Annotated in this window: 13 protein-coding genes; 4 read left to right on the top strand and 9 right to left on the bottom strand. The window is 73.9% G+C overall.

The window, feature by feature from the left end:
- Window positions 1–98: 98 nt before the first annotated feature.
- From AC6CKD_RS09940 to AC6CKD_RS09910, 7 genes are all read right to left on the bottom strand, one after another.
- The gene (locus AC6CKD_RS09940) at window positions 99–920 is read right to left on the bottom strand and encodes an HpcH/HpaI aldolase/citrate lyase family protein (RefSeq protein WP_498326577.1); all 822 of its coding nucleotides are present in this window, start codon (window positions 918–920) and stop codon (window positions 99–101) included.
- Window positions 917–2,134 (bottom strand): CaiB/BaiF CoA transferase family protein, encoded by a 1,218-nt coding sequence (locus AC6CKD_RS09935; RefSeq protein ID WP_498326575.1) that lies wholly within the window; start codon window positions 2,132–2,134, stop codon window positions 917–919. Before AC6CKD_RS09935 ends, AC6CKD_RS09940 begins: the two co-directional genes overlap by 4 nt.
- Window positions 2,131–3,036 carry a ribokinase gene (gene rbsK, locus AC6CKD_RS09930; RefSeq protein ID WP_498326574.1) on the bottom strand — a complete coding sequence of 302 codons (906 nt, stop codon included), beginning with the start codon at window positions 3,034–3,036 and terminating at the stop codon, window positions 2,131–2,133. Before rbsK ends, AC6CKD_RS09935 begins: the two co-directional genes overlap by 4 nt.
- The gene (locus tag AC6CKD_RS09925) at window positions 3,033–4,724 is read right to left on the bottom strand and encodes an ADP-ribosylglycohydrolase family protein (protein WP_498326946.1); all 1,692 of its coding nucleotides are present in this window, start codon (window positions 4,722–4,724) and stop codon (window positions 3,033–3,035) included. The genes rbsK and AC6CKD_RS09925 overlap by 4 nt, the downstream gene beginning before the upstream one ends.
- Before the next feature lie 272 nt (window positions 4,725–4,996).
- Window positions 4,997–6,187, bottom strand: coding sequence for an ADP-ribosylglycohydrolase family protein (locus AC6CKD_RS09920; protein ID WP_498326573.1), 1,191 nt, complete (start codon window positions 6,185–6,187; stop codon window positions 4,997–4,999).
- Window positions 6,184–7,626: an ADP-ribosylglycohydrolase family protein gene (locus AC6CKD_RS09915; protein ID WP_498326945.1), complete on the bottom strand. Its 1,443-nt coding sequence runs from the start codon at window positions 7,624–7,626 to the stop codon at window positions 6,184–6,186. The genes AC6CKD_RS09920 and AC6CKD_RS09915 overlap by 4 nt, the downstream gene beginning before the upstream one ends.
- A gap of 521 nt (window positions 7,627–8,147) precedes the next feature.
- A complete protein-coding gene (locus AC6CKD_RS09910; RefSeq protein WP_498326572.1) occupies window positions 8,148–9,134 on the bottom strand; it encodes an ADP-ribosylglycohydrolase family protein in 987 nt (328 codons plus the stop codon).
- 268 nt (window positions 9,135–9,402) lie between these two features.
- Between AC6CKD_RS09910 and AC6CKD_RS09905 the strand changes: the two genes are divergently transcribed.
- The 3 genes from AC6CKD_RS09905 (at window position 9,403) to AC6CKD_RS09895 (ending at window position 16,504) form a co-directional block, all read left to right on the top strand.
- A complete protein-coding gene (locus tag AC6CKD_RS09905; protein WP_498326570.1) occupies window positions 9,403–10,134 on the top strand; it encodes a VIT1/CCC1 transporter family protein in 732 nt (243 codons plus the stop codon).
- A 375-nt stretch (window positions 10,135–10,509) separates the two neighbouring features.
- Window positions 10,510–15,051 carry a glutamate synthase large subunit gene (gene gltB / locus AC6CKD_RS09900; RefSeq protein ID WP_498326944.1) on the top strand — a complete coding sequence of 1,514 codons (4,542 nt, stop codon included), beginning with the start codon at window positions 10,510–10,512 and terminating at the stop codon, window positions 15,049–15,051.
- On the top strand, window positions 15,044–16,504 hold the full coding sequence (locus AC6CKD_RS09895) for a glutamate synthase subunit beta (RefSeq protein ID WP_382981193.1): 1,461 nt from the start codon (window positions 15,044–15,046) through the stop codon (window positions 16,502–16,504). Before gltB ends, AC6CKD_RS09895 begins: the two co-directional genes overlap by 8 nt.
- A 515-nt stretch (window positions 16,505–17,019) precedes the next feature.
- Here AC6CKD_RS09895 and AC6CKD_RS09890 read toward each other — a convergent pair.
- Window positions 17,020–17,802, bottom strand: coding sequence for a GntR family transcriptional regulator (locus tag AC6CKD_RS09890; RefSeq protein WP_498326568.1), 783 nt, complete (start codon window positions 17,800–17,802; stop codon window positions 17,020–17,022).
- Window positions 17,799–18,347, bottom strand: a complete 549-nt coding sequence (locus tag AC6CKD_RS09885) for a GntR family transcriptional regulator (protein ID WP_498326567.1) — start codon at window positions 18,345–18,347, stop codon at window positions 17,799–17,801. The genes AC6CKD_RS09890 and AC6CKD_RS09885 overlap by 4 nt, the downstream gene beginning before the upstream one ends.
- 148 nt (window positions 18,348–18,495) lie before the next feature.
- Here AC6CKD_RS09885 and AC6CKD_RS09880 point away from each other — a divergent pair, with 148 nt between their 5' ends.
- Window positions 18,496–18,885, top strand: a complete 390-nt coding sequence (locus AC6CKD_RS09880; protein WP_498326566.1) for an ATP-binding protein — start codon at window positions 18,496–18,498, stop codon at window positions 18,883–18,885.
- Window positions 18,886–18,992 lie beyond the last annotated feature (107 nt).

Here is an 18,992-nt window from a genome sequence, read left to right as displayed (position 1 = left end):
TTGCGTTCACCGGCGCGGTCGAGGAGGTCCTCGGCCCACGCGTCGCGCGGCCACCGGAACAGCAGCGGCCGGCTGACCCGCGCCGGCGCCCTTGTCGATCAGGAGGGTACGGGCGCGTTCCGGCGGGCCAGGGCCATGATCCGTTCCGCGCCCGCCAGCATCGCCGGGTCGACGAAGCGGCCGTCGGGGAGGGCCACCGCGCCCGGCGTGCGGCGGGCCGCGGCCACGACCTCCTGGGCGGCACTGACCTCCGCCGGGCCGGGCAGGTAGGCCCGCTCGATCACCGGAAGCTGGCGCGGGTGGATCGCCGCGCGCCCCAGGAAGCCGAGGGCCCGGCCCCGGGCGCAGGAGGCCGCCAGCGCCTCCAGGTTCCGGATGTCGGGGAACACCGACTGGGCCGGCGGCGCGAGCCCGGCCGCGCGGGCCGCGACCACCACCCGGGAGCGCGGCCAGTCCAGGCCCGACTCCGCGGTGACGCCCAGGTCGGCCCGCAGGTCGGCCTCGCCCAGGGACAGCCCGCGCAGGGCGGGGTGCGCGCGGGCGATCTCGTAGGCCCGTTCCACGCCGAGCGCCGATTCCAGCAGGGCGTACAGGGCCACCCCGGGGGTGCGGTCGGCGGCGGCGACGATCTGCTCGGGCGACGAGATCTTGGGCAGGCGCAGTCCGGCGAGACCCGGGCGCCCGCCGAGGGCGGTCAGGTCGGCGCCGCCCCAGGGGGAGTCCAGGGCGTTGACGCGGACGTGGACCGGCACCGGGTGCCGGTCGCCGAGCAGGTCGGCGGTGGCGTGGCGGGCGTACTCCTTGCGGGAGGCCGACACCGCGTCCTCCAGGTCCACGATGACGGCGTCCGCTCCGGCGTGCAGGGCCTTGGCGACCACCTCCGGGCGGTCGCCGGGTACGTAGAGCCAGGTCAGGATCACAGGGCCCCCTCCGTGCGGAGAGCGGTGATCTCGGCCGGGGAGAGGCCGAGTTCGGCGAGGACGGCATCGGTGTCCGCGCCGTGCGGGCGGCCCGCCCAGCGGATGGAGCCCGGGGTCTCGGAGAGCCGGAAGAGGACGTTCTGCATGCGGATCGGGCCCAGTTCCGGGTCCTCGACCTCGGTGACCGTGTCCAGGGCCGCGTACTGCGGATCGGCCATGACGTCCCGTACGTCGTAGACCAGCGCGACGGCGGCCTCGGCCTCCTCGAAGGCGGCCGTCACCTCGTCCGCCTTGTGGCGGGCGATCCAGCCGCCGACCGCCCCGTCGAGCACGTCCGCGTGGCCGGCCCGGCCGGAACCCGACGCGAACCACGGCTCGGAGATCAGCTCCGGCCGTCCCACGAGCCGCATCACGCGCTCGGCGATGGACTGGGCCGAGGCGGAGACCGCCAGCCAGCGGCCGTCCAGGCTGCGGTACGTGTTGCGGGGCGCGTTGTTGGTGGAGCGGTTGCCGGTGCGCGGCTGGACGTAGCCGAGCTGGTCGTACCAGAGCGGGTGCGGCCCGAGGACGGTCAGGATCGGCTCGATGATCGCCAGGTCCACCACCTGCCCCTGCCCGGTGCGGTCGCGCCCGGCGAGCGCCGCCATGACGGCGTACGCGGTGGTCAGCGCGGCGATCGAGTCCGCGAGCCCGAACGGGGGCAGGGTCGGCGGCCCCTCCGGCTCCCCGGTGATCGCCGCGAAGCCGCTCATCGCCTCCGCGAGGGTGCCGAAGCCGGGGCGGTGGGCGTACGGGCCCTCCTGGCCGAAGGCCGTGACGCGGGTCAGGATCAGCCGCGGGTTCGCGGCGGACAGTTCGGGCCAGCCCAGGCCCCAGCGCTCCAGGGTTCCGGGGCGGAAGTTCTCGATCACCACGTCGGCGGTGGCGACGAGGCGCAGCAGGGTGTCCCGGCCGCCGGGGGTGGACAGATCGAGGGTCATCGTCCGCTTGTTGCGGCCGAGCAGCTTCCACCAGAGGCCGATGCCGTCCTTGGCGGGGCCGTGGCCCCGGGAGGGATCGGGGCGGGTCGGGTGCTCGACCTTGACGACCTCGGCGCCGAAGTCGCCGAGGAGCGTGGCGGCGAGGGGACCGGCGAAGAGGGTGGCGAGGTCGAGGACGCGGAGCCCTCGCAGGGGCGGGCCGGCGGTGCCGGGGCCCCGGCCGGCGGGGGTCACGAGGCGGCTCCGGAGCGGGCGAAGGCGTCGGTCTGGGAGCGGGTCGGCATCGAGTCCTGGGCGCCCGGGCGCTGGACGGACAGTGCGGCGGCCGCCGAGGCCCAGTGCAGGGCCTCGGGCATCGGCCGGCCCTCGCCCAGGGCCACGGCGAGCGAGCCGACGAAGGTGTCTCCGGCGGCGGTGGTGTCCACGGCCCGTACGCGCGGCGCGGGCACGGTCACCGGCTCGCGGCCGCGGGCGGCGTACAGGACCCCCGCCGCGCCGAGGGTGACGGCCACCTCCGGCACGTCCTGGAGCAGGGCCGCCGCGGCCAGGTGGACGTCGGTGAGGCCGGTGAGCGCGGCGGCCTCGTGCTCGTTGGGAACCAACAGGTCGGTCGCGGCGAGGAGTTCGGCCGGCAGCGGCTGGGCGGGGGCCGGGGTGAGGATCGTCCGGACCCCGTGGGCGCGGGCGGCGAGGGCGCCGGCGAGCACGGCCGCCAGGGGCAGTTCGAGCTGGAGGAGGAGGGAGTCGGCGGCGCCGATGCGGGCGGCGTCGCCCGGTTCCAGCGAGGTGACGCGGGCGTTGGCGCCGGGGATGACGATGATGCTGTTGCCGCCCTCGTCGTCCACGGTGATGTGCGCGGTGCCGCTGGCGCCCTCGACGGTGCGCAGGGCCGCCGTCTCGACCCCGGCGTCGGTGAGCGCGGAGCGCAGCCGTACGCCGAACTCGTCGGCCCCGACCGCGCCGATCATCACCACCTCCGCGCCCGAACGGGCGGCGGCGACGGCCTGGTTGGCCCCCTTGCCGCCCGGGACGGTGCGGAAGGAGCGGCCGGTGACGGTCTCCCCGAGGCGGGGGGCCTTGGCGACGTAGGCGACGAGGTCCATGTTGGTACTGCCGAGCACGGCGATGGCCGTCATGAGCGTGCTGCCTCCTGTGCGGTGAGGTGGGCGAGGGTGTCGAAGCCGATGCCGTCGAAGCCGGGGACGGTGGTGGCGAGGCGGTTCTTCAGCGGTGCGGTCCAGCGGTCCGGGATCGCGTCCGGGGAGCCCGCGACCAGTCCGGCGAGGGCGCCCGCGGTGGCACCGTTGGAGTCGGTGTCCCAGCCGCCGGACACGGCTCGGCAGACGGACCGGGTGAAGTCCCCGTCGGCGTGGGTGAGGGCGGCGGCGATCACGGCGGTGTTGGGCACGGCGTGGACCCAGTGGTAGTGGCCGTAGCGGGCGTGGAGCAGATCGACGACGGTATCGAACCCGGCGGCGGTGCCCCGCGCGTCCGCGGCCGCCCGGATCCCGAAGCGCACGGCCTCGGCGAGGCGGGACCGGGGTGGTACGACGGCCAGGCCGGCCCGGAGCGCGGTGTGCACGTCGGCCCGGCCGGTGGCCGCGGTGGCGGTGGCGGCGGCCACGAACGCGGCGGCGTGGGCGCCGTTGCCGGTGTGGGTGAGCGCGGCGTCCCGGTACGCCTGGGCCGCGGCGGCGGCCGGGGCGCCCGGGTTGGTCCAGCCGTGGACGTCGGCGCGGATCAGGGCGCCGATCCATTCGCGGAAGGGGTTGTGGTGGGTGGCGGTGGCGGGGGGCTCCAGACCCTGGAGGAGATTGCGGTACGCGACCCGCTCGGCCGTGAACGTCCGGCCGGCCGGGAGTTCGTCGAGCCAGAGCCGGCCGACGTCGGCGGTGGTGAAGCCCTTGCCGTGGCGCTGGAGGAGGAGCAGTCCGAGGAGGGGGTAGTTGAGGTCGTCGTCCTCGGGGGTGCCGTCGATGTTCTCGGCGAGGGAGGTGGGGGCGGAGCGGCGGTTCCAGGGGTGGGCGGCGAGTACCTCCGGTGGTACGCCGCGCTCGGTGAACCAGTCGTCGAGCGGCCAGTTCCCGGCGGCCCGGGCCAGGGCCCGGATGCCGTGCAGGGGCAGCTTTTCCACGGGCTTCCCGAGCACGCACCCGACGGCGCGGCCGAGCCAGGCGGCCTCCAGCCTGCGGCGCAGGGCGGGGTCGTGGGAGGTGCCGCTCGCGGGTGGGGCCGGGGCCGGCCCCGGGCTCGCGGACCCTGGCCCCGGCCCCGGCTCTTGCCCCGGCCCCGGCCCTGGCCCTGGTCCTGGCCCTGGTCCTGGCCCTGGTCCTGGCCCCGGCCCTGGTCCTGGCCCCGGCCCCGGCTCTGGCCCCGGTCCGGCTTCGGCGGGGTGGGGTGCGCTGTGCGTGCCGGGGGCGTGGCCGGCGGTGGGGGAGGGTTCCCCCAACCCGCCCCTTCCCGGAACCGGGGGCAGGCCCCTCGACCCCGGGGCGCCGGCGGCCCCGTGACCCGGGGGGTCGGGCCACAGGGCCGGTTCGGCGGGAGCGGGGAGGGCCGCGAGGGCCGTCAGGAGGTCGGAGGCCAGGGCCCGGAGCTCCGGTGGGGCCGGGGTGGGGGAGGCACCCGCCCGGGCGGGGGCGAGGTGGCCGCCCGCCGCGAGCCAGACGCGCAGCAACGGCTCCGCGGCCTCCCCGCGGCCGTCCTCGGAGGCCTGCCGGAACTCGTGGCCGACCAGGTCCTCGGGCTGCACCCAGGTCAGCCGGACGGGCCTGCCGGGCCCGGATCCGGGCGGCTGGGCCGCCTCGCCGTCCGGGGCGGGCAGCCCCAGGGGCAAGGGGGCCGGGGGCGCGCCCCCGGTTTCGGGAAGGGGCGGGGTGGGGGAACCGCCGCCCCCGGACCGGACCGGGCCGCGGGCTACCGGACCGGCGGCGGGCGCAGGCGGGGCCGCCCCCGGGGCCGCCGGTTCCGTGGCTCCGTGGGTGCCCGGGGCCGCGCGCGTTCCCAGTGTCGGGACGGTAGGCGTCGGAGCCGGACTCCGGGACGGGGCCGCGGAGGCCGACTTCGACGGTGGCGGCGAGATCGGGGAGGCGGGGGTCATCGGGGGGTCGTCAGGGCGGCGAAGGCGGCTTCGTGCGCGAGGCGCCGGGAGCGGTCGCGCGCGAAGACCTCACGGGTCACCGCGGCCAGCGAGGCGGCGGGTGCGTGCAGGTCCAGGCGGCTGGCCTCCGCGACCCGGTCCGCCCAGGCGGCCGGGACCGCCGCCCCGCCCGAGAGGGCGCCCGCGATCGCACCGGCCATGGTGGCGATGGAGTCGCAGTCCCGGCCGTAGTTGACCGCGCCGAGCACGGAGGTCTCGTAGCAGCCCTCGGTGACGAGCAACATGCCGAGCGCTACCGGGAGTTCCTCGATGGAGTGGAGGCGGGAGGGGCGCCGCGCGCCCAGGGAGGGCGTGCGGTAGTCCGGACCCACCGAGTCGTACGGGGCGACGGCCGCCCGGAGGGGGGCCAGCGCCGACTCGAAGTCCCGGTGGCCGACGGCCACTTCGCAGACCGCCGCGATGGCCGCGCGGGTGCCGTCCTTGGCCAGGGAGAGTGCGGTGTCCACCACCGAGGCCGCCGTCGCGCCCGGCACGCAGGCCGCCGCCACCGCCGCCGCGAACACGCCCGCCGCCTCCCGCCCGTACGAGGACTGGTGCGCGCCCGTGACGTCCAGCGCCTCCGCGTACGCCCCGGCCGGATTGCCCGCGTTGACGAGGCCGACCGGCGCCATGTACATCGCCGCACCGCAGTTGACGATGTTGCCGCTGCCCGCCTCCCGCGGATCCGCGTGCGCGTAGTGCAGCCGGGTCACGATCCACTTCTCGGCGAGGAAGAGGCGCTGGAGGGGGAGGGCGTCCGCCTCCAGCTCCGGGATCCAGCGGGGCGTCGTCATCAGGTCCGGCACCAGGTGCTCGGCGATCGCGTACGCGTCCAGGTGGTCGCGTACGGCCTCGTAGACCCGTACCAGCGCGTGCGTCATCAGGGTGTCGTCGGTGACGTGGCCATCGCCCTTGTGGTACGGGGCGATCGGGCGGGCCGTGCGCCAGTCCTCGTGCCACGGGCCGACGATGCCGCGCACCCGGCCGCCGTGCCGCTCCACGATCTGTTCCGGGGTCCAGCCCTCCACCGGGCCGCCCAGCGCGTCGCCGACGGCCGCGCCGACGAGGGCGCCGGTGATCCGGTCCTCCAGGGCGGGGGAGGTGGTGTGGGTGTGGGGGGTGGGGCCTGCGGGGGTCAGGGTCGTCATGTCCGGGGCTTTCCTCGGGGCTTGGGTGAGGTGAGTTCCGTACGGGCGAGCAGCGCGGCCAGTTCGACGAGGTCGGTGCCCGCGAGGCGGGGGAGGGCGCAGCCGGAGAGGGTGCGGCAGGCTTCGTGCCAGGCGGCGGGGAGCGAGTCGCCGCCGCCGAGGGCGCCGGTCAGCGCGCCGGCGAGGGCGGGGGCGGAGTCCGCGACGCGCGACAGGCAGGCGGCGGCCGGGACCGCCTCGCAGACCCGGCCGCGGGCGGCGGTGGCGAGGGCGAGGGCCACGGGGACGGTTTCCGCGGCGGCGATCCCGTAGCTGTAGACGTGGTCGACGATCTGGTGCTCCAGGAGCGGGACGATGGCGAAGGCTCCGCCGGTCGTCTCGGCGCGGGCGAGTTTCACCGCGTGCCGGGCGTTGCGGCCGATCTCGGTGGACTCCGGGAGCTGGGCGAGTGCGGCGTCGACGGCGGCGTCGGTGTCCGCGGCCGTGCACGTTCCGCTGCCGGCGAGGGCGGTGGCGATGGCGGCGGCCATGGCGCGGGCGCCGTGGACCCCGTCGCCGTCCTGGGTGTAGCGGGCGTCGAACTCGGCCAGGTCGGCGGCGGCGTCGGGGTCCCCGGGATGGACGACGGCGAGGACGCAGGCGCGGATGCAGGCGGCGTCGTCGAAGTAGTGCGGGTTGTCGTGGCCGGTGGCGGGCGGGCGCAGGCCGGCGGCGAGGTTGCCGAGGCCGGCGCGGACGGAGATCCGGGCGCGGAGGGGGAGGACGGCGGACTCGACCTCGGGCGCGCGTTCCGCTGCCGCGGCGACCTCGCTGGCCAGGGCGTTCCACGCGAGGTCGATGGCGGCGCGCATCCGGCGGGACCGGGAGAGGTCGCTGAGCAGCACGCCGGCGGCGGTGAGGACCGATTCGGCGGCGAAGGCCGCCCACTCGGCGTCGTCGGAGGGGCCGAGGCGGAGCGGTTCCGGGGGCTGGTTGAGGGCGATGGGGACGGGGAGGGTGGTGGTGGCGTTCTGCTCGGCGAAGGTGTCGAGCTCGCGGGTGAGCCGGCGGGTCCACTCGGGCATCCGGCTGGCGCGGTGCCGGGCCGCGGGCCACCCGGCGGCGTCACCCGCGGCGAGCCCGAGGAGCAGCCCCTCGATCCGGCGGGGCTCCGCGGGGGCGGCCCCGGGGGCCGCCGTGGCCGTACGGGGCTGCGCGCCCCGCGGGGCGGCGACCGAGCCGGGCGCGGCTTCGGCCGGGGCCGATCGGTCGGCGGTGTCGGGGGTGGGGGCGGTCCGGGCCCCCTGGGGGGAGGTGGTGAGCGGGCCGGGTGTGGCTTCCGCCGGGGTGGTGCGGGGCTGGGCGGTCAGGCCCGGGGTGTCGGTCGCCGGGGCGCTCCGGCCGGAGGTGCTCCCGGCCTGGGGGGCGGGGGCCTGGGTTCCCGGCCCGGGCCCGTGCAGCGCATCGGCGGTACGGGCCCGCGTGCGTGGCGGGGTGTCGGGCCCGGCGGGGGGCGGCTCCGGGGCGGGGGGACTCTCCCCGTACCCGCCCCGTCCCGAAACCGGGGGCGCGCCCCCGGGCCCCCGGACCCGAGCGGCCGACCGCTCCGCGGGCCCGGCGCCGGCGTGGCCCCGTACCGCGCTCGCGGATCGAAGGAACTCGGGCACCGGCGTGCCGCCGGCCCACCGGCCCGGGCCCTGCCAGGGCCCGCCGTCCGTGGCGACGGGCCCGCCCGGTTCCCCGGGCACTGCCGGGCCGCCGGCCGGATCCGGGAGTCCCGCCTCCGCCAGGGGGGCTGCACCGCGTACGGCGGTGGACTCCGCGCCGGCGCCCGGGGTCGGCACGGACGGGGCGTCGTCCCCGGGTTCCCGGCCGGGTCCGGTGGTGTCCCCCGGGGGCGGCTCGGGCAGGGGGCCCGCCAGGAGCGGGGTCTCGGGGTGGAGGGGTGGGGGCGTCGGGGGCGGGGTGGTCGGGGTCAGGGTCATCGGGGGGTCTCGGTTTCCGGGGTGAGGAGGTCCGCGATGTCCAGGACGTGGTAGCCGCGCATCGAGGGAAGGCAGCTTCCGCGGACCGGGCCGATCGCGGAGGACCAGGCGGCCGGGATGGCGGGGGCGCCGGACATCGCGCCGGCGAGCGCGCCGGCCACGGCCGCCGTGGTGTCCGCGTCGCGGCCCATGTTGACCGCCATGAGGACGGAGGAGGGGAAGTCGCCACCGCACGAGGCGAAGGCGCCGAAGGCCAGGCCGACCGCCTCCGGGGCCAGGTCCGTCCAGGGGTAGCCGCCGATGACCACCGCCGAGCGGACCGCCCGCTCGCCGCGCGGGGCGGCCGTCACGGCCCGGCGCAGGGAGCGGGCCGTCCAGGAGTCCGAGGGGATGACGGAGAGGGCCGCCGAGACGACGGAGGCCGCGGAGCCCCCGGCCATCGCCGCCGCGACCCCCGCCGCGACGGCCTGGCCGCCGTAGATGCCCTCGCCGTCGTGGCTGACGCAGCCGTCGATGGCGACCAGTCGTGCCGCCTCCGCCGGGCGGCCCGCCGCGAAGACGCCGAAGGGGGCCGCCCGCATGGCCAGACCGTCCGACCAGGCGTGCCGGTGCTGGGCGGAGATGGGGGCCGCCAGGCCGCGGCGGAGGTTCTCCAGGGTGCCGCGTTCCGAGAAGCCCGCCCCGCGGAACGGGCCTTCGTCCAGGTCCGCGATCCAGTGGTGCCACGCGCGTTCGACGTGGGCGACCGTCAGCGCCGACCCGTGGCGGGCCAGCAGCAGGCCCGAGAAGATCGCGTATTCCGTATCGTCCGTGCCCGCCGGGTCGTCCGAGACGAAGCCCTCGATCCGGCCCCACTTCGCCCGGATCTCCGACGGCTTCATGTTCTCCGCGGGGGCGCCCAGCGCGTCACCCACCGCGAGTCCGAGAAGAGCGCCCCGGGCCCGTTCGAGGAGGACCTGCGGATTGCATGCAATCAGCTCCATGGCGCGCCTCTCCACTTGATGGGACTCATATTGAGCCCTTGGGGGATTTGTGCCATGGCATGTGGTTTGTCGCTCGTCGCGAAACACCCGCCGCGGGCCGCCGTCACCCGGTCGCCGATCCCCAAAACCCCAGGTAAGTACGGCCTTCCTTGCTGGCGGGCGGCAAAAATCGTGCGTAGTTTCGAGGTGTTCCGGGGGAGTGGGTGTCCGCGCGTCGCGCGTGGCGCACTGCTGCGTACCCACTCGTACAAAAGGGGAGAAACTCCGCATGTCCATCATCGACATAGAAGCACCGCTTCACACCGCCCACCGCGACAACCACACCCACCGTGACGTCAACGGCGGATGGCTGCGCCCGGCGGTCTTCGGTGCGATGGACGGACTCGTGTCGAACCTCGCGCTGATGACCGGCGTGGCCGGCGGCGCCGTCGCCCCGCACGTCATCGTCGTCACCGGCCTGGCCGGCCTCGCCGCCGGCGCCTTCTCCATGGCGGCGGGGGAGTACACCTCGGTCGCCTCGCAGCGCGAGCTCGTGCTCGCGGAACTGGACATAGAGCGCCAGCAGTTGCGCAAGCACCCCATCGACGAGATGGAGGAGCTGGCCGAGCTCTACGTCTCGCGCGGCGTCGAGCCGGCGCTGGCCCGCGAGGTGGCCATGCAGCTGTCCCGCGACCCGGAGCAGGCGCTGGAGATCCACGCCCGCGAGGAGCTCGGGATCGACCCGGACGACCTGCCGTCGCCGATGGTCGCCGCCGTGTCCTCCTTCGGCTCGTTCGCGCTCGGCGCGCTGATCCCGCTGCTGCCGTACCTGCTCGGAGCGGTCACCCTGTGGCCGGCGGTCCTGCTGGCACTGCTGGGCCTCTTCGCCTGTGGCGCGGTGGTCTCCCGGGTCACGGCCCGGTCCTGGTGGTACAGCGGGGTGCGCCAGCTCGTCCTGGGTGGCGCGGCCGCGGGTGTGACGTACATCCTGGGAACCTGGATCGGCGGAGCCGTAGGCTGACCGTGCGGGGAGTGAGACACTATGCAGTAGACAACATAAGTAGTCAGTTACTCGGCGGTTTCGTTTCCGTGTCCGCCGGGCATCAGACCCTGGCGCCGGGCAATGAGGCCCGCCCCGTACCGGGACCTTCGTCCCGTGTCCCGATGGTCGGACACCTGCGAAAGTCCCCTCTTGTCTGCTCCGTGCAGTGTCCGCATGCTGGAATGACGTATCCGCTTCGCGGGATTGTCGTCATCATGTAATCTGCACGAAATTTCGCAGAGGGCCAACGTCGTCCCTCGGCTATGCACATATGCCACGACGACGACGGGAGAGCCGATGCGTTCCGCATCCACGCACTCCGCGACCGGCCTCAGCACCACCGCCTGGTCGCCCATGGACGGTCGCCCCGCCCAGCAGGGCATGTACGACCCGCGCAACGAGCACGACGCCTGCGGCGTCGGCTTTGTGGCCAACCTCACCGGCGAGGCCAGCCACACGCTGGTCGAGCAGGCGCTGACCGTATTGCGGAACCTCGAGCACCGAGGCGCCACCGGATCCGAGCCCGACTCGGGCGACGGCGCCGGCATCCTCTCCCAGGTCCCGGACGCGTTCCTGCGCGAGGTGGCCGGTTTCGACCTTCCCGAGGCCGGCGCGTACGCCGTCGGCATCGCCTTCCTCCCCGCCGACGGCCCCGCACAGGCCGTCGCCGTGGAGCAGATCGAGGCCATCGCCGCCGAGGAGAACCTCACGGTTCTCGGCTGGCGCGAGGTTCCGGTCACCCCCGACCTGCTCGGCAACGGCGCCCGCGCCACCATGCCGGCCTTCTCGCAGCTCTTCGTGAGCAACGGGACGAGCGGCATCGAGCTGGACCGCAAGGCCTTCGTGCTGCGCAAGCGCGCCGAGCGCGAGGCCGGGGTCTACTTCCCCTCGCTCTCCGCCCGCACGATCGTCTACAAGGGCATGCTGACCACCGGCCAGCTCGAGCCCTTCTTCCCGGACCTCTCGGACCGCCGCTTCGCCTCCGCGATCGCCCTGGTCCACTCCCGGTTCTCGACGAACACCTTCCCGTCGTGGCCGCTGGCCCACCCCTACCGCTTCGTCGCGCACAACGGCGAGATCAACACGGTCAAGGGCAACCGGAACTGGATGCGGGCCCGCGAGTCCCAGCTGGCCTCCGGTCTCTTCGGCGAGGGCGCCCTCGAGCGGATCTTCCCGATCTGCACCCCGGACGCCTCCGACTCGGCCTCCTTCGACGAGGTCCTGGAGCTGCTCCACCTCGGCGGCCGGTCCCTCCCGCACAGCGTGCTGATGATGATCCCGGAGGCGTGGGAGAACCACACCTCCATGTCGCCGGCCCGCCGCGCGTTCTACAAGTACCACTCCACGCAGATGGAGCCGTGGGACGGCCCCGCCTGCGTCACCTTCACCGACGGCACCCAGGTCGGCGCGGTCCTCGACCGCAACGGACTGCGCCCCGGCCGCTACTGGGTCACCGACGACGACTTCGTCGTGCTCTCCTCCGAGGTCGGCGTCCTGGACATCGACCCGGCCAAGGTCGTCCGCAAGGGCCGCCTGCAGCCCGGCAAGATGTTCCTCGTCGACACCGCCCAGAAGCGGATCATCGAAGACGACGAGATCAAGGACGCGCTGGCCGCCGAGCACCCGTACGCCGAATGGCTGGAGACGGGCGAGATCGAGCTGACGGACCTGCCCGAGCGTGAGCACATCGTGCACACCCACGCCTCGGTCACCCGCCGCCAGCAGACCTTCGGCTACACCGAGGAAGAGCTCCGCGTCATCCTCGCGCCGATGGCCCGCAGCGCCGGCGAGCCGCTCGGCTCCATGGGTACGGACTCCCCGATCGCGGCCCTCTCCGAGCGCCCCCGGCTGCTCTTCGACTACTTCACCCAGCTCTTCGCGCAGGTCACCAACCCGCCGCTGGACGCCATCCGCGAGGAGCTCGTCACCTCGCTGCTGTCCTCGCTCGGCCCGCAGGGCAACCTGCTGGAGCCGACCGCCGCGTCCTGCCGCAGCGTCACGCTGCCGTTCCCGGTGATCGACAACGACGAGCTCGCCAAGCTCATCCACGTCAACGCCGACGGCGACATGCCGGGCATGAAGGCCGCCACCCTCTCGGGCCTGTACCGGGTCTCGGGCGGCGGCGAGGCGCTGGCCGCCCGCATCGAGGAGATCCGCGGCGAGGTCGACGCGGCCATCGAGAACGGCGCGCACCTGATCGTCCTCTCGGACCGTCACTCCGACGCCGAGCACGCGCCGATCCCGTCGCTGCTCCTCACCTCGGCCGTGCACCACCACCTCATCGCCACCAAGCAGCGCACCCAGGTGGGCCTGCTGGTCGAGGCCGGCGACGTCCGCGAGGTCCACCACGTCGCGCTGCTCATCGGCTACGGCGCGGCCGCGGTCAACCCGTACCTCGCCATGGAGTCCGTCGAGGACCTGCTGCGCGCCGGTACCTTCCTGTCCGGCCTGGAGCCGGAGCAGGCCATCAAGAACCTGATCTACGCGCTCGGCAAGGGCGTCCTGAAGGTCATGTCCAAGATGGGCATCTCCACCGTCGCCTCCTACCGCGGCGCGCAGGTCTTCGAGGCCGTCGGCCTGAACGAGGAGTTCGTCGCGGCGTACTTCGCGGGCACCGCCACCAAGATCGGCGGCGCCGGCCTGGACGTCATCGCCAAGGAGGTGGCCGCGCGCCACACCAAGGCGTACCCGGCCTCCGGCATCGCGGCCACGCACCGCGCGCTGGAGATCGGCGGCGAGTACCAGTGGCGCCGCGAGGGCGAGCCGCACCTGTTCGACCCGGACACGGTCTTCCGCCTGCAGCACGCCACGCGCAACCGCCGGTACGACATCTTCAAGCAGTACACGGAGCGGGTGAACGAGCAGTCCGAGCGCCTGATGACGCTCCGCGGCCTGTTCGGCTTCAAGACGGAGGACCGTGCGTCGATCTCCATCGACGAGGTCGAGTCGGTCGCCGACATCGTCAAGCGCTTCTCCACCGGCGCCATGTCGTACGGCTCCATCTCCAAGGAGGCGCACGAGACCCTCGCCATCGCCATGAACCAGTTGGGCGCCAAGTCCAACACCGGTGAGGGCGGCGAGGACCCGGACCGCCTGTACGACCCGGCGCGCCGCTCCTCCATCAAGCAGGTCGCCTCCGGCCGCTTCGGTGTCACGAGCGAGTACCTGGTCAACGCGGACGACATCCAGATCAAGATGGCGCAGGGTGCCAAGCCCGGCGAGGGCGGCCAGCTGCCCGGCCACAAGGTCTACCCGTGGGTCGCCAAGACCCGGCACTCCACCCCGGGCGTCGGCCTGATCTCCCCGCCGCCGCACCACGACATCTACTCCATCGAGGACCTGGCTCAGCTGATCCACGACCTCAAGAACGCCAACCCGGTCGCCCGCATCCACGTGAAGCTGGTCTCCGAGGTCGGCGTGGGTACGGTCGCGGCCGGTGTCTCCAAGGCCCACGCGGACGTCGTCCTCATCTCCGGCCACGACGGCGGTACGGGCGCCTCCCCGCTCACCTCGCTGAAGCACGCGGGCGGTCCCTGGGAGCTCGGCCTCGCCGAGACCCAGCAGACCCTGCTGCTCAACGGGCTGCGCGACCGCATCGTGGTCCAGACGGACGGCCAGCTCAAGACCGGCCGCGACGTCGTCATCGCCGCGCTGCTCGGCGCCGAGGAGTTCGGTTTCGCGACCGCGCCGCTCGTCGTCTCCGGCTGCGTCATGATGCGCGTCTGCCACCTGGACACCTGCCCGGTCGGCATCGCCACCCAGAACCCGGTCCTGCGCGACCGCTTCTCCGGCAAGCCCGAGTTCGTCGTCAACTTCTTCGAGTTCATCGCGGAGGAGGTGCGCGAACTCCTCGCCGAGCTGGGCTTCCGCACGATCGAGGAGGCCGTCGGTCACGCCGAACTCCTCGACACCAGCAAGGCCGTCACGCACTGGAAGGCGCAGGGTCTCGACCTGGAGCCGCTCTTCTACGTGCCGGAGCTCCCCGAGGGCGCGGTCCGCCACGCTCTGATCGAGCAGGACCACGGCCTGGAGAAGGCGCTCGACAACGAGCTCATCCGCCTCGCCGCGGACGCGCTGAACGCCGACTCGGCCGAGACCGCGCTGCCGGTCCGCGCCCAGGTCGCGATCCGCAACATCAACCGCACGGTCGGCACCATGCTCGGCCACGAGGTCACGAAGAAGTTCGGTGGCGCGGGCCTGCCCGACAACACCATCGACCTGACCTTCACCGGCTCCGCCGGCCAGTCCTTCGGCGCCTTCCTGCCCAAGGGCGTGACCCTGCGCCTGGAGGGCGACGCCAACGACTACGTCGGCAAGGGCCTCTCCGGCGGCCGCGTCGTGGTCCGTCCCGACCGCGGCGCCGACCACCTGGCCGAGTACTCGACCATCGCGGGCAACACGATCGGCTACGGCGCCACCGGCGGCGAGCTGTTCCTGCGCGGCCGCACCGGCGAGCGCTTCTGCGTCCGCAACTCCGGCGCCCTGGTCGTCTCGGAAGGCGTGGGCGACCACGGCTGCGAGTACATGACCGGCGGCACCGCGGTCGTCCTCGGCGAGACGGGCCGCAACTTCGCGGCGGGCATGTCGGGCGGCGTCGCGTACGTCATCGACCTCGACCCGGCCAACGTCAACGTCGGCAACACGGGCGCGGTCGAGGCCCTCTCCGACACGGACGCCCAGTGGCTGCACGATGTGGTGCGCCGCCACGAGGAGGAGACCGGCTCGACCGTGGCCGCGAAGCTCCTGGCCGACTGGACCGCCTCGGCGGCCCGCTTCAGCAAGATCATCCCGACCACGTACAAGGCAGTGCTCGCCGCCAAGGACGCCGCTGAGCTCGCCGGACTCTCCGAGTCCGAGACCACGGAGAAGATGATGGAGGCGGCGACCAATGGCTGACCCGAAGGGCTTCCTCACCACCCCGCGCGAGACCGCCTGCACCCGTCCTGTGGCCGAGCGCCTCAAGGACTGGAACGAGGTCTACGTTCCGGGCTCGCTGCTGCCGATCATCAGCAAGCAGGCCGGCCGCTGCATGGACTGCGGCATCCCGTTCTGCCACAACGGCTGCCCGCTCGGGAACCTGATCCCCGAGTGGAACGACTTCGCGTACCGCGAGGACTGGACCGCCGCCTCCGAGCGGCTGCACGCGACGAACAACTTCCCGGAGTTCACCGGGCGGCTGTGCCCGGCGCCGTGCGAGTCCGCCTGCGTGCTCGGCATCAACCAGCCGGCCGTCACCATCAAGAACGTCGAAGTCTCGATCATCGACAAGGCGTGGGACAACGGCGACGTCACCCCGCAGGCGCCCGAGCGCCTGTCGGGCAAGACGGCCGCGGTCATCGGCTCCGGCCCGGCGGGTCTCGCCGCGGCCCAGCAGCTGACCCGGGCCGGCCACACCGTGGTGGTGTACGAGCGCGCCGACCGCATCGGCGGGCTGCTGCGCTACGGCATCCCCGAGTTCAAGATGGAGAAGGTGCACATCAACCGCCGCATCGAGCAGATGCGCGCGGAGGGCACCAAGTTCCGTACCGGCGTCGAGGTCGGCCGCGACGTCACCGCCACCGACCTGCGCAAGCGGTTCGACGCGGTGGTCATCGCGGCGGGTGCGACGGTCTCCCGCGACCTCCCGGTCCCGGGCCGTGACCTCAAGGGCATCCACTTCGCGATGGAGTACCTCCCCCTCGCGAACAAGGTCCAGGAGGGCGACTTCATGGCGCCCCCCATCACGGCCGAGGGCAAGCACGTGGTCGTCATCGGCGGCGGCGACACCGGCGCGGACTGCGTGGGCACCGCCCACCGCCAGGGCGCGGCCTCGGTCACGCAGCTGGAGATCATGCCGCGTCCGTCCGAGGACCGGCCGGCCGGCCAGCCCTGGCCGACGTTCCCCATGCTGTACAAGGTCACCTCTGCCCACGAGGAGGGCGGCGAGCGGATCTACTCCGTCTCCACCACCCACTTCGAGGGCGACGAGGACGGCAACGTCCAGGCCCTCCACCTGGTCGAGGTCGCCTTCGAGGACGGCAAGCTCGTCCAGAAGCCCGGCACCGAGCGCGTCCTCCCCGCGCAGCTGGTCACCCTGGCGATGGGCTTCACCGGCACCGACCAGGAGAACGGCCTGACGGCGCAGTTCGGCCTGGCGATGGACGCCCGCGGCAACATCGAGCGCGACGCCTCCTACGCGACCAACGTCGACGGCGTCTTCGTCGCCGGCGACGCCGGCCGCGGCCAGTCGCTGATCGTCTGGGCCATCGCGGAAGGCCGCTCGGCCGCCCGCGGCGTGGACCGCTTCCTGACCGGCACCAGCGCCCTCCCGTACCCGGTCAAGCCGACGGACCGCTCCATCACCGTCTGACCCGCAGCACCCGCCTGACCCGCAGTACCCCCGGCCCCGGCCGGGACCCCTCATACGGTCCGTACAACGAAGTACGGCACGCGACACGACGCCCGCCACGACTCCTTCTGGACGCCGTGCTCGCGCACCGCTCGGCCGCAGGCGGCCTCCCGGGCTTCGCCCGGCTGCGCCGGCCTCCGGCCGTCGGGTGGTGGTCGTTGAGGTCTAGCAGTACCCCCGGCCCCGGCCGGGACCCCTCATACGGTCCGTACAACGAAGTACGGCACGCGACACGACGCCCGCCACGACTCCTTCTGGACGCCGTGCTCGCGCACCGCTCGGCCGCAGGCGGCCTCCCGGGCTTCGCCCGGCTGCGCCGGCCTCCGGCCGTCGGGTGGTGGTCATTGAGGTCTAGCAGTACCCCCGGCCCCGGCCGGGACCCCTCATACGGTCCGTACAACGAAGTACGGCACGCGACACGACGCCCGCCACGTCCCCGACCAGGGGTGGCGGGCGTCGTGGCGTTCCGGGGGCGGTCAGGCTTCGGGCGCGAACTCGTACTGGAGCTCGTACAGGTGTCCTGCCTTCACCATCACGGTGACTTCGATCGGCTGTCCCTCGGCGCTGTACACCGTGCGGAGGGTCCGCAGGACGGGCAGGTCGCCGGGGAGTCGCAGGGCGGTGTATTGCTCCTGCGTCGCCACGCGGGCGGAGAGTCGGTCCACGCTGCGGTGGGGCGGGAAGCCGAGTTCCGCCAGTAGGGTCGGAGTGCCGCCCCGGATCCGGCGGGGCTCCGCGAGGGCGGTGCCGCGCGCGAGGTCCGGCGGGTAGTACGAGCTCACCAGCTCGGCGGGTTCGCCGTCGATGGTGATCAGCTGCCGCCTGCACACGGCCGGACTGCCCTCGGGGAGGCTGAGCGCGGCAGCGACATCCCCGACGACGGGCACGTCTTCCACCGCCAGTAGGGTGCTTTGGGCCGCGCGGGCCGGTTCCGATGCTTCGGCGAGCCACGGGTAGGCCGCCCCGTCCACGGCCGGCGTCAGGGAGCCGGCCGGGCGAACGGTCCGCTGCCGGGTGTCCCGTACGGTCACTGCCGAGCCCGCACGGCCCAGGGCCAGTCCCTCGTCCTTGAGGAGCTGGACGGCCTTCTGGATCGTGGCGTTGGACGCGTCGAACCGGATCTTCAGCTGCGCTGTCGAAGGCAGCTTCGATCCAGGCGCGAGGCCGCCGCTCATGATCTCGTCCCGCAGATCGGCGGCGATGCGGGCGTGGAGCGACCGGGGGTCGGGGCCCGCGGATTCGGGACTGGGCAGGGTCATGCCACCTCGATGTCGATCTCGTACCGCAACTGCTGGCGTCCGGCAGGCATGACCATCACATCGGCCTGGATCGGCCGGCCCGTCGAGTCGTAGGTGGTTCTGGCTAGTTGGAGGACCGGTTCTGCCGGTCCGAGGCGCAGGTGCTCCCGCTCCTCGGGGCCGGGCATTCGCGCCGTCACGTTCTCGACGACCCGTACGCCGATGTGCCCCAGCCCGGCCAGCAGGGTCACCGCACCGCCTCGGATCTTTGCCGTGCCGGCCAGCGGGGTGCCTGCGGCGATGTCGACAGGGTAATAGGTGTCGGTCAACTCGGTTGGTTCGCCGTCGAGTTCGATGATCCGGCGGCGGATGATGGCGGTCTGCCCGGTCGCGAGGTCGAGCATCCGGGCAACTTCGGCCGGGGCGTCGTGGTCGCCGGCGCGGAGGATGCGCTGTGCGCCGCGACGGCCTGCGGCCTTGGCCTCGGCGGTCCAGGCGTCCGCCTCCCCGTCGGCGCGAGGGGTCAGGTAGGGCATCGACGTGCTGGTCCATCCGCTGCCGCTCACGCCGCCTCCTGAATGTCCGCCGCTCTCCGCCGGTGCCCACGTTAAGCGACGCCTTTACGTAATCCCAGCCCGCACCCTTGCTGCTTTTCGCGAATAGCGACACGCTCTGTGTGGCCTTGGAAGCTCAGCGTTAAGGCGGTGGGGTGCTATGTCCTTTTCCCGGCAGCAGCGGTTCCCTCGGGCCCGTGCCTCGGTGCGCGCGGCCCGTCAGTTCGTAGGAGACGCGCTCGGTGAGTGGGGCGTGTGCGAGCGTCGGGACGACATACGGCTCTGCGTTTCAGAACTCGCCACGAATGCCGTTCTGCACGGGGTCCCGTCGGGGCGGGAGTTCTCCGTGCGTCTGGAGTGTGCGGGTGGGATCGTGGCGATCGAGGTGCGCGACAGCGGGCCGGATCGCCCCGTCGTGCAGGAGCCCGGGCTCGATGCCCGGAGCGGCCGGGGGCTGTGGTTGGTGGCCGAGCTTGCGGACGAGTTCCAGATCCGTGACGAGCGGGTGGGCAAAACGATCTGGGTCGGGTTCAAGCTGGTCTCGGCGTGAGGTGAGTGACGGTGGCGCAGCGCCCGCCACGTCCGTGACCCGGGCGTTGTGGCGTTCCGGGCGGCGCGGGGCCGTCCGCCGTGCCGAGCTGCGGGGTGGGTGGGGGC

It is taken from the genome of Streptomyces sp. GQ60 (assembly GCF_059758875.1).
The sequence above is the reverse complement of the archived record's forward strand: the minus strand, read 5'-3'. Positions and strand labels throughout refer to the sequence as shown.

Coding starts and splice junctions, on each gene's coding strand:
- gltB (WP_498326944.1), top strand. CDS start 10,510: ATGGACGGTCGCCCCGCCCAGCAGGGCATGTACGACCCGCGCAACGAG.
- AC6CKD_RS09905 (WP_498326570.1), top strand. CDS start 9,403: ATGTCCATCATCGACATAGAAGCACCGCTTCACACCGCCCACCGCGAC.
- AC6CKD_RS09920 (WP_498326573.1), bottom strand. CDS start 6,187: ATGACGACCCTGACCCCCGCAGGCCCCACCCCCCACACCCACACCACC.
- AC6CKD_RS09890 (WP_498326568.1), bottom strand. CDS start 17,802: ATGACCCTGCCCAGTCCCGAATCCGCGGGCCCCGACCCCCGGTCGCTC.
- AC6CKD_RS09880 (WP_498326566.1), top strand. CDS start 18,496: ATGTCCTTTTCCCGGCAGCAGCGGTTCCCTCGGGCCCGTGCCTCGGTG.
- AC6CKD_RS09895 (WP_382981193.1), top strand. CDS start 15,044: ATGGCTGACCCGAAGGGCTTCCTCACCACCCCGCGCGAGACCGCCTGC.
- AC6CKD_RS09910 (WP_498326572.1), bottom strand. CDS start 9,134: ATGGAGCTGATTGCATGCAATCCGCAGGTCCTCCTCGAACGGGCCCGG.
- rbsK (WP_498326574.1), bottom strand. CDS start 3,036: ATGACGGCCATCGCCGTGCTCGGCAGTACCAACATGGACCTCGTCGCC.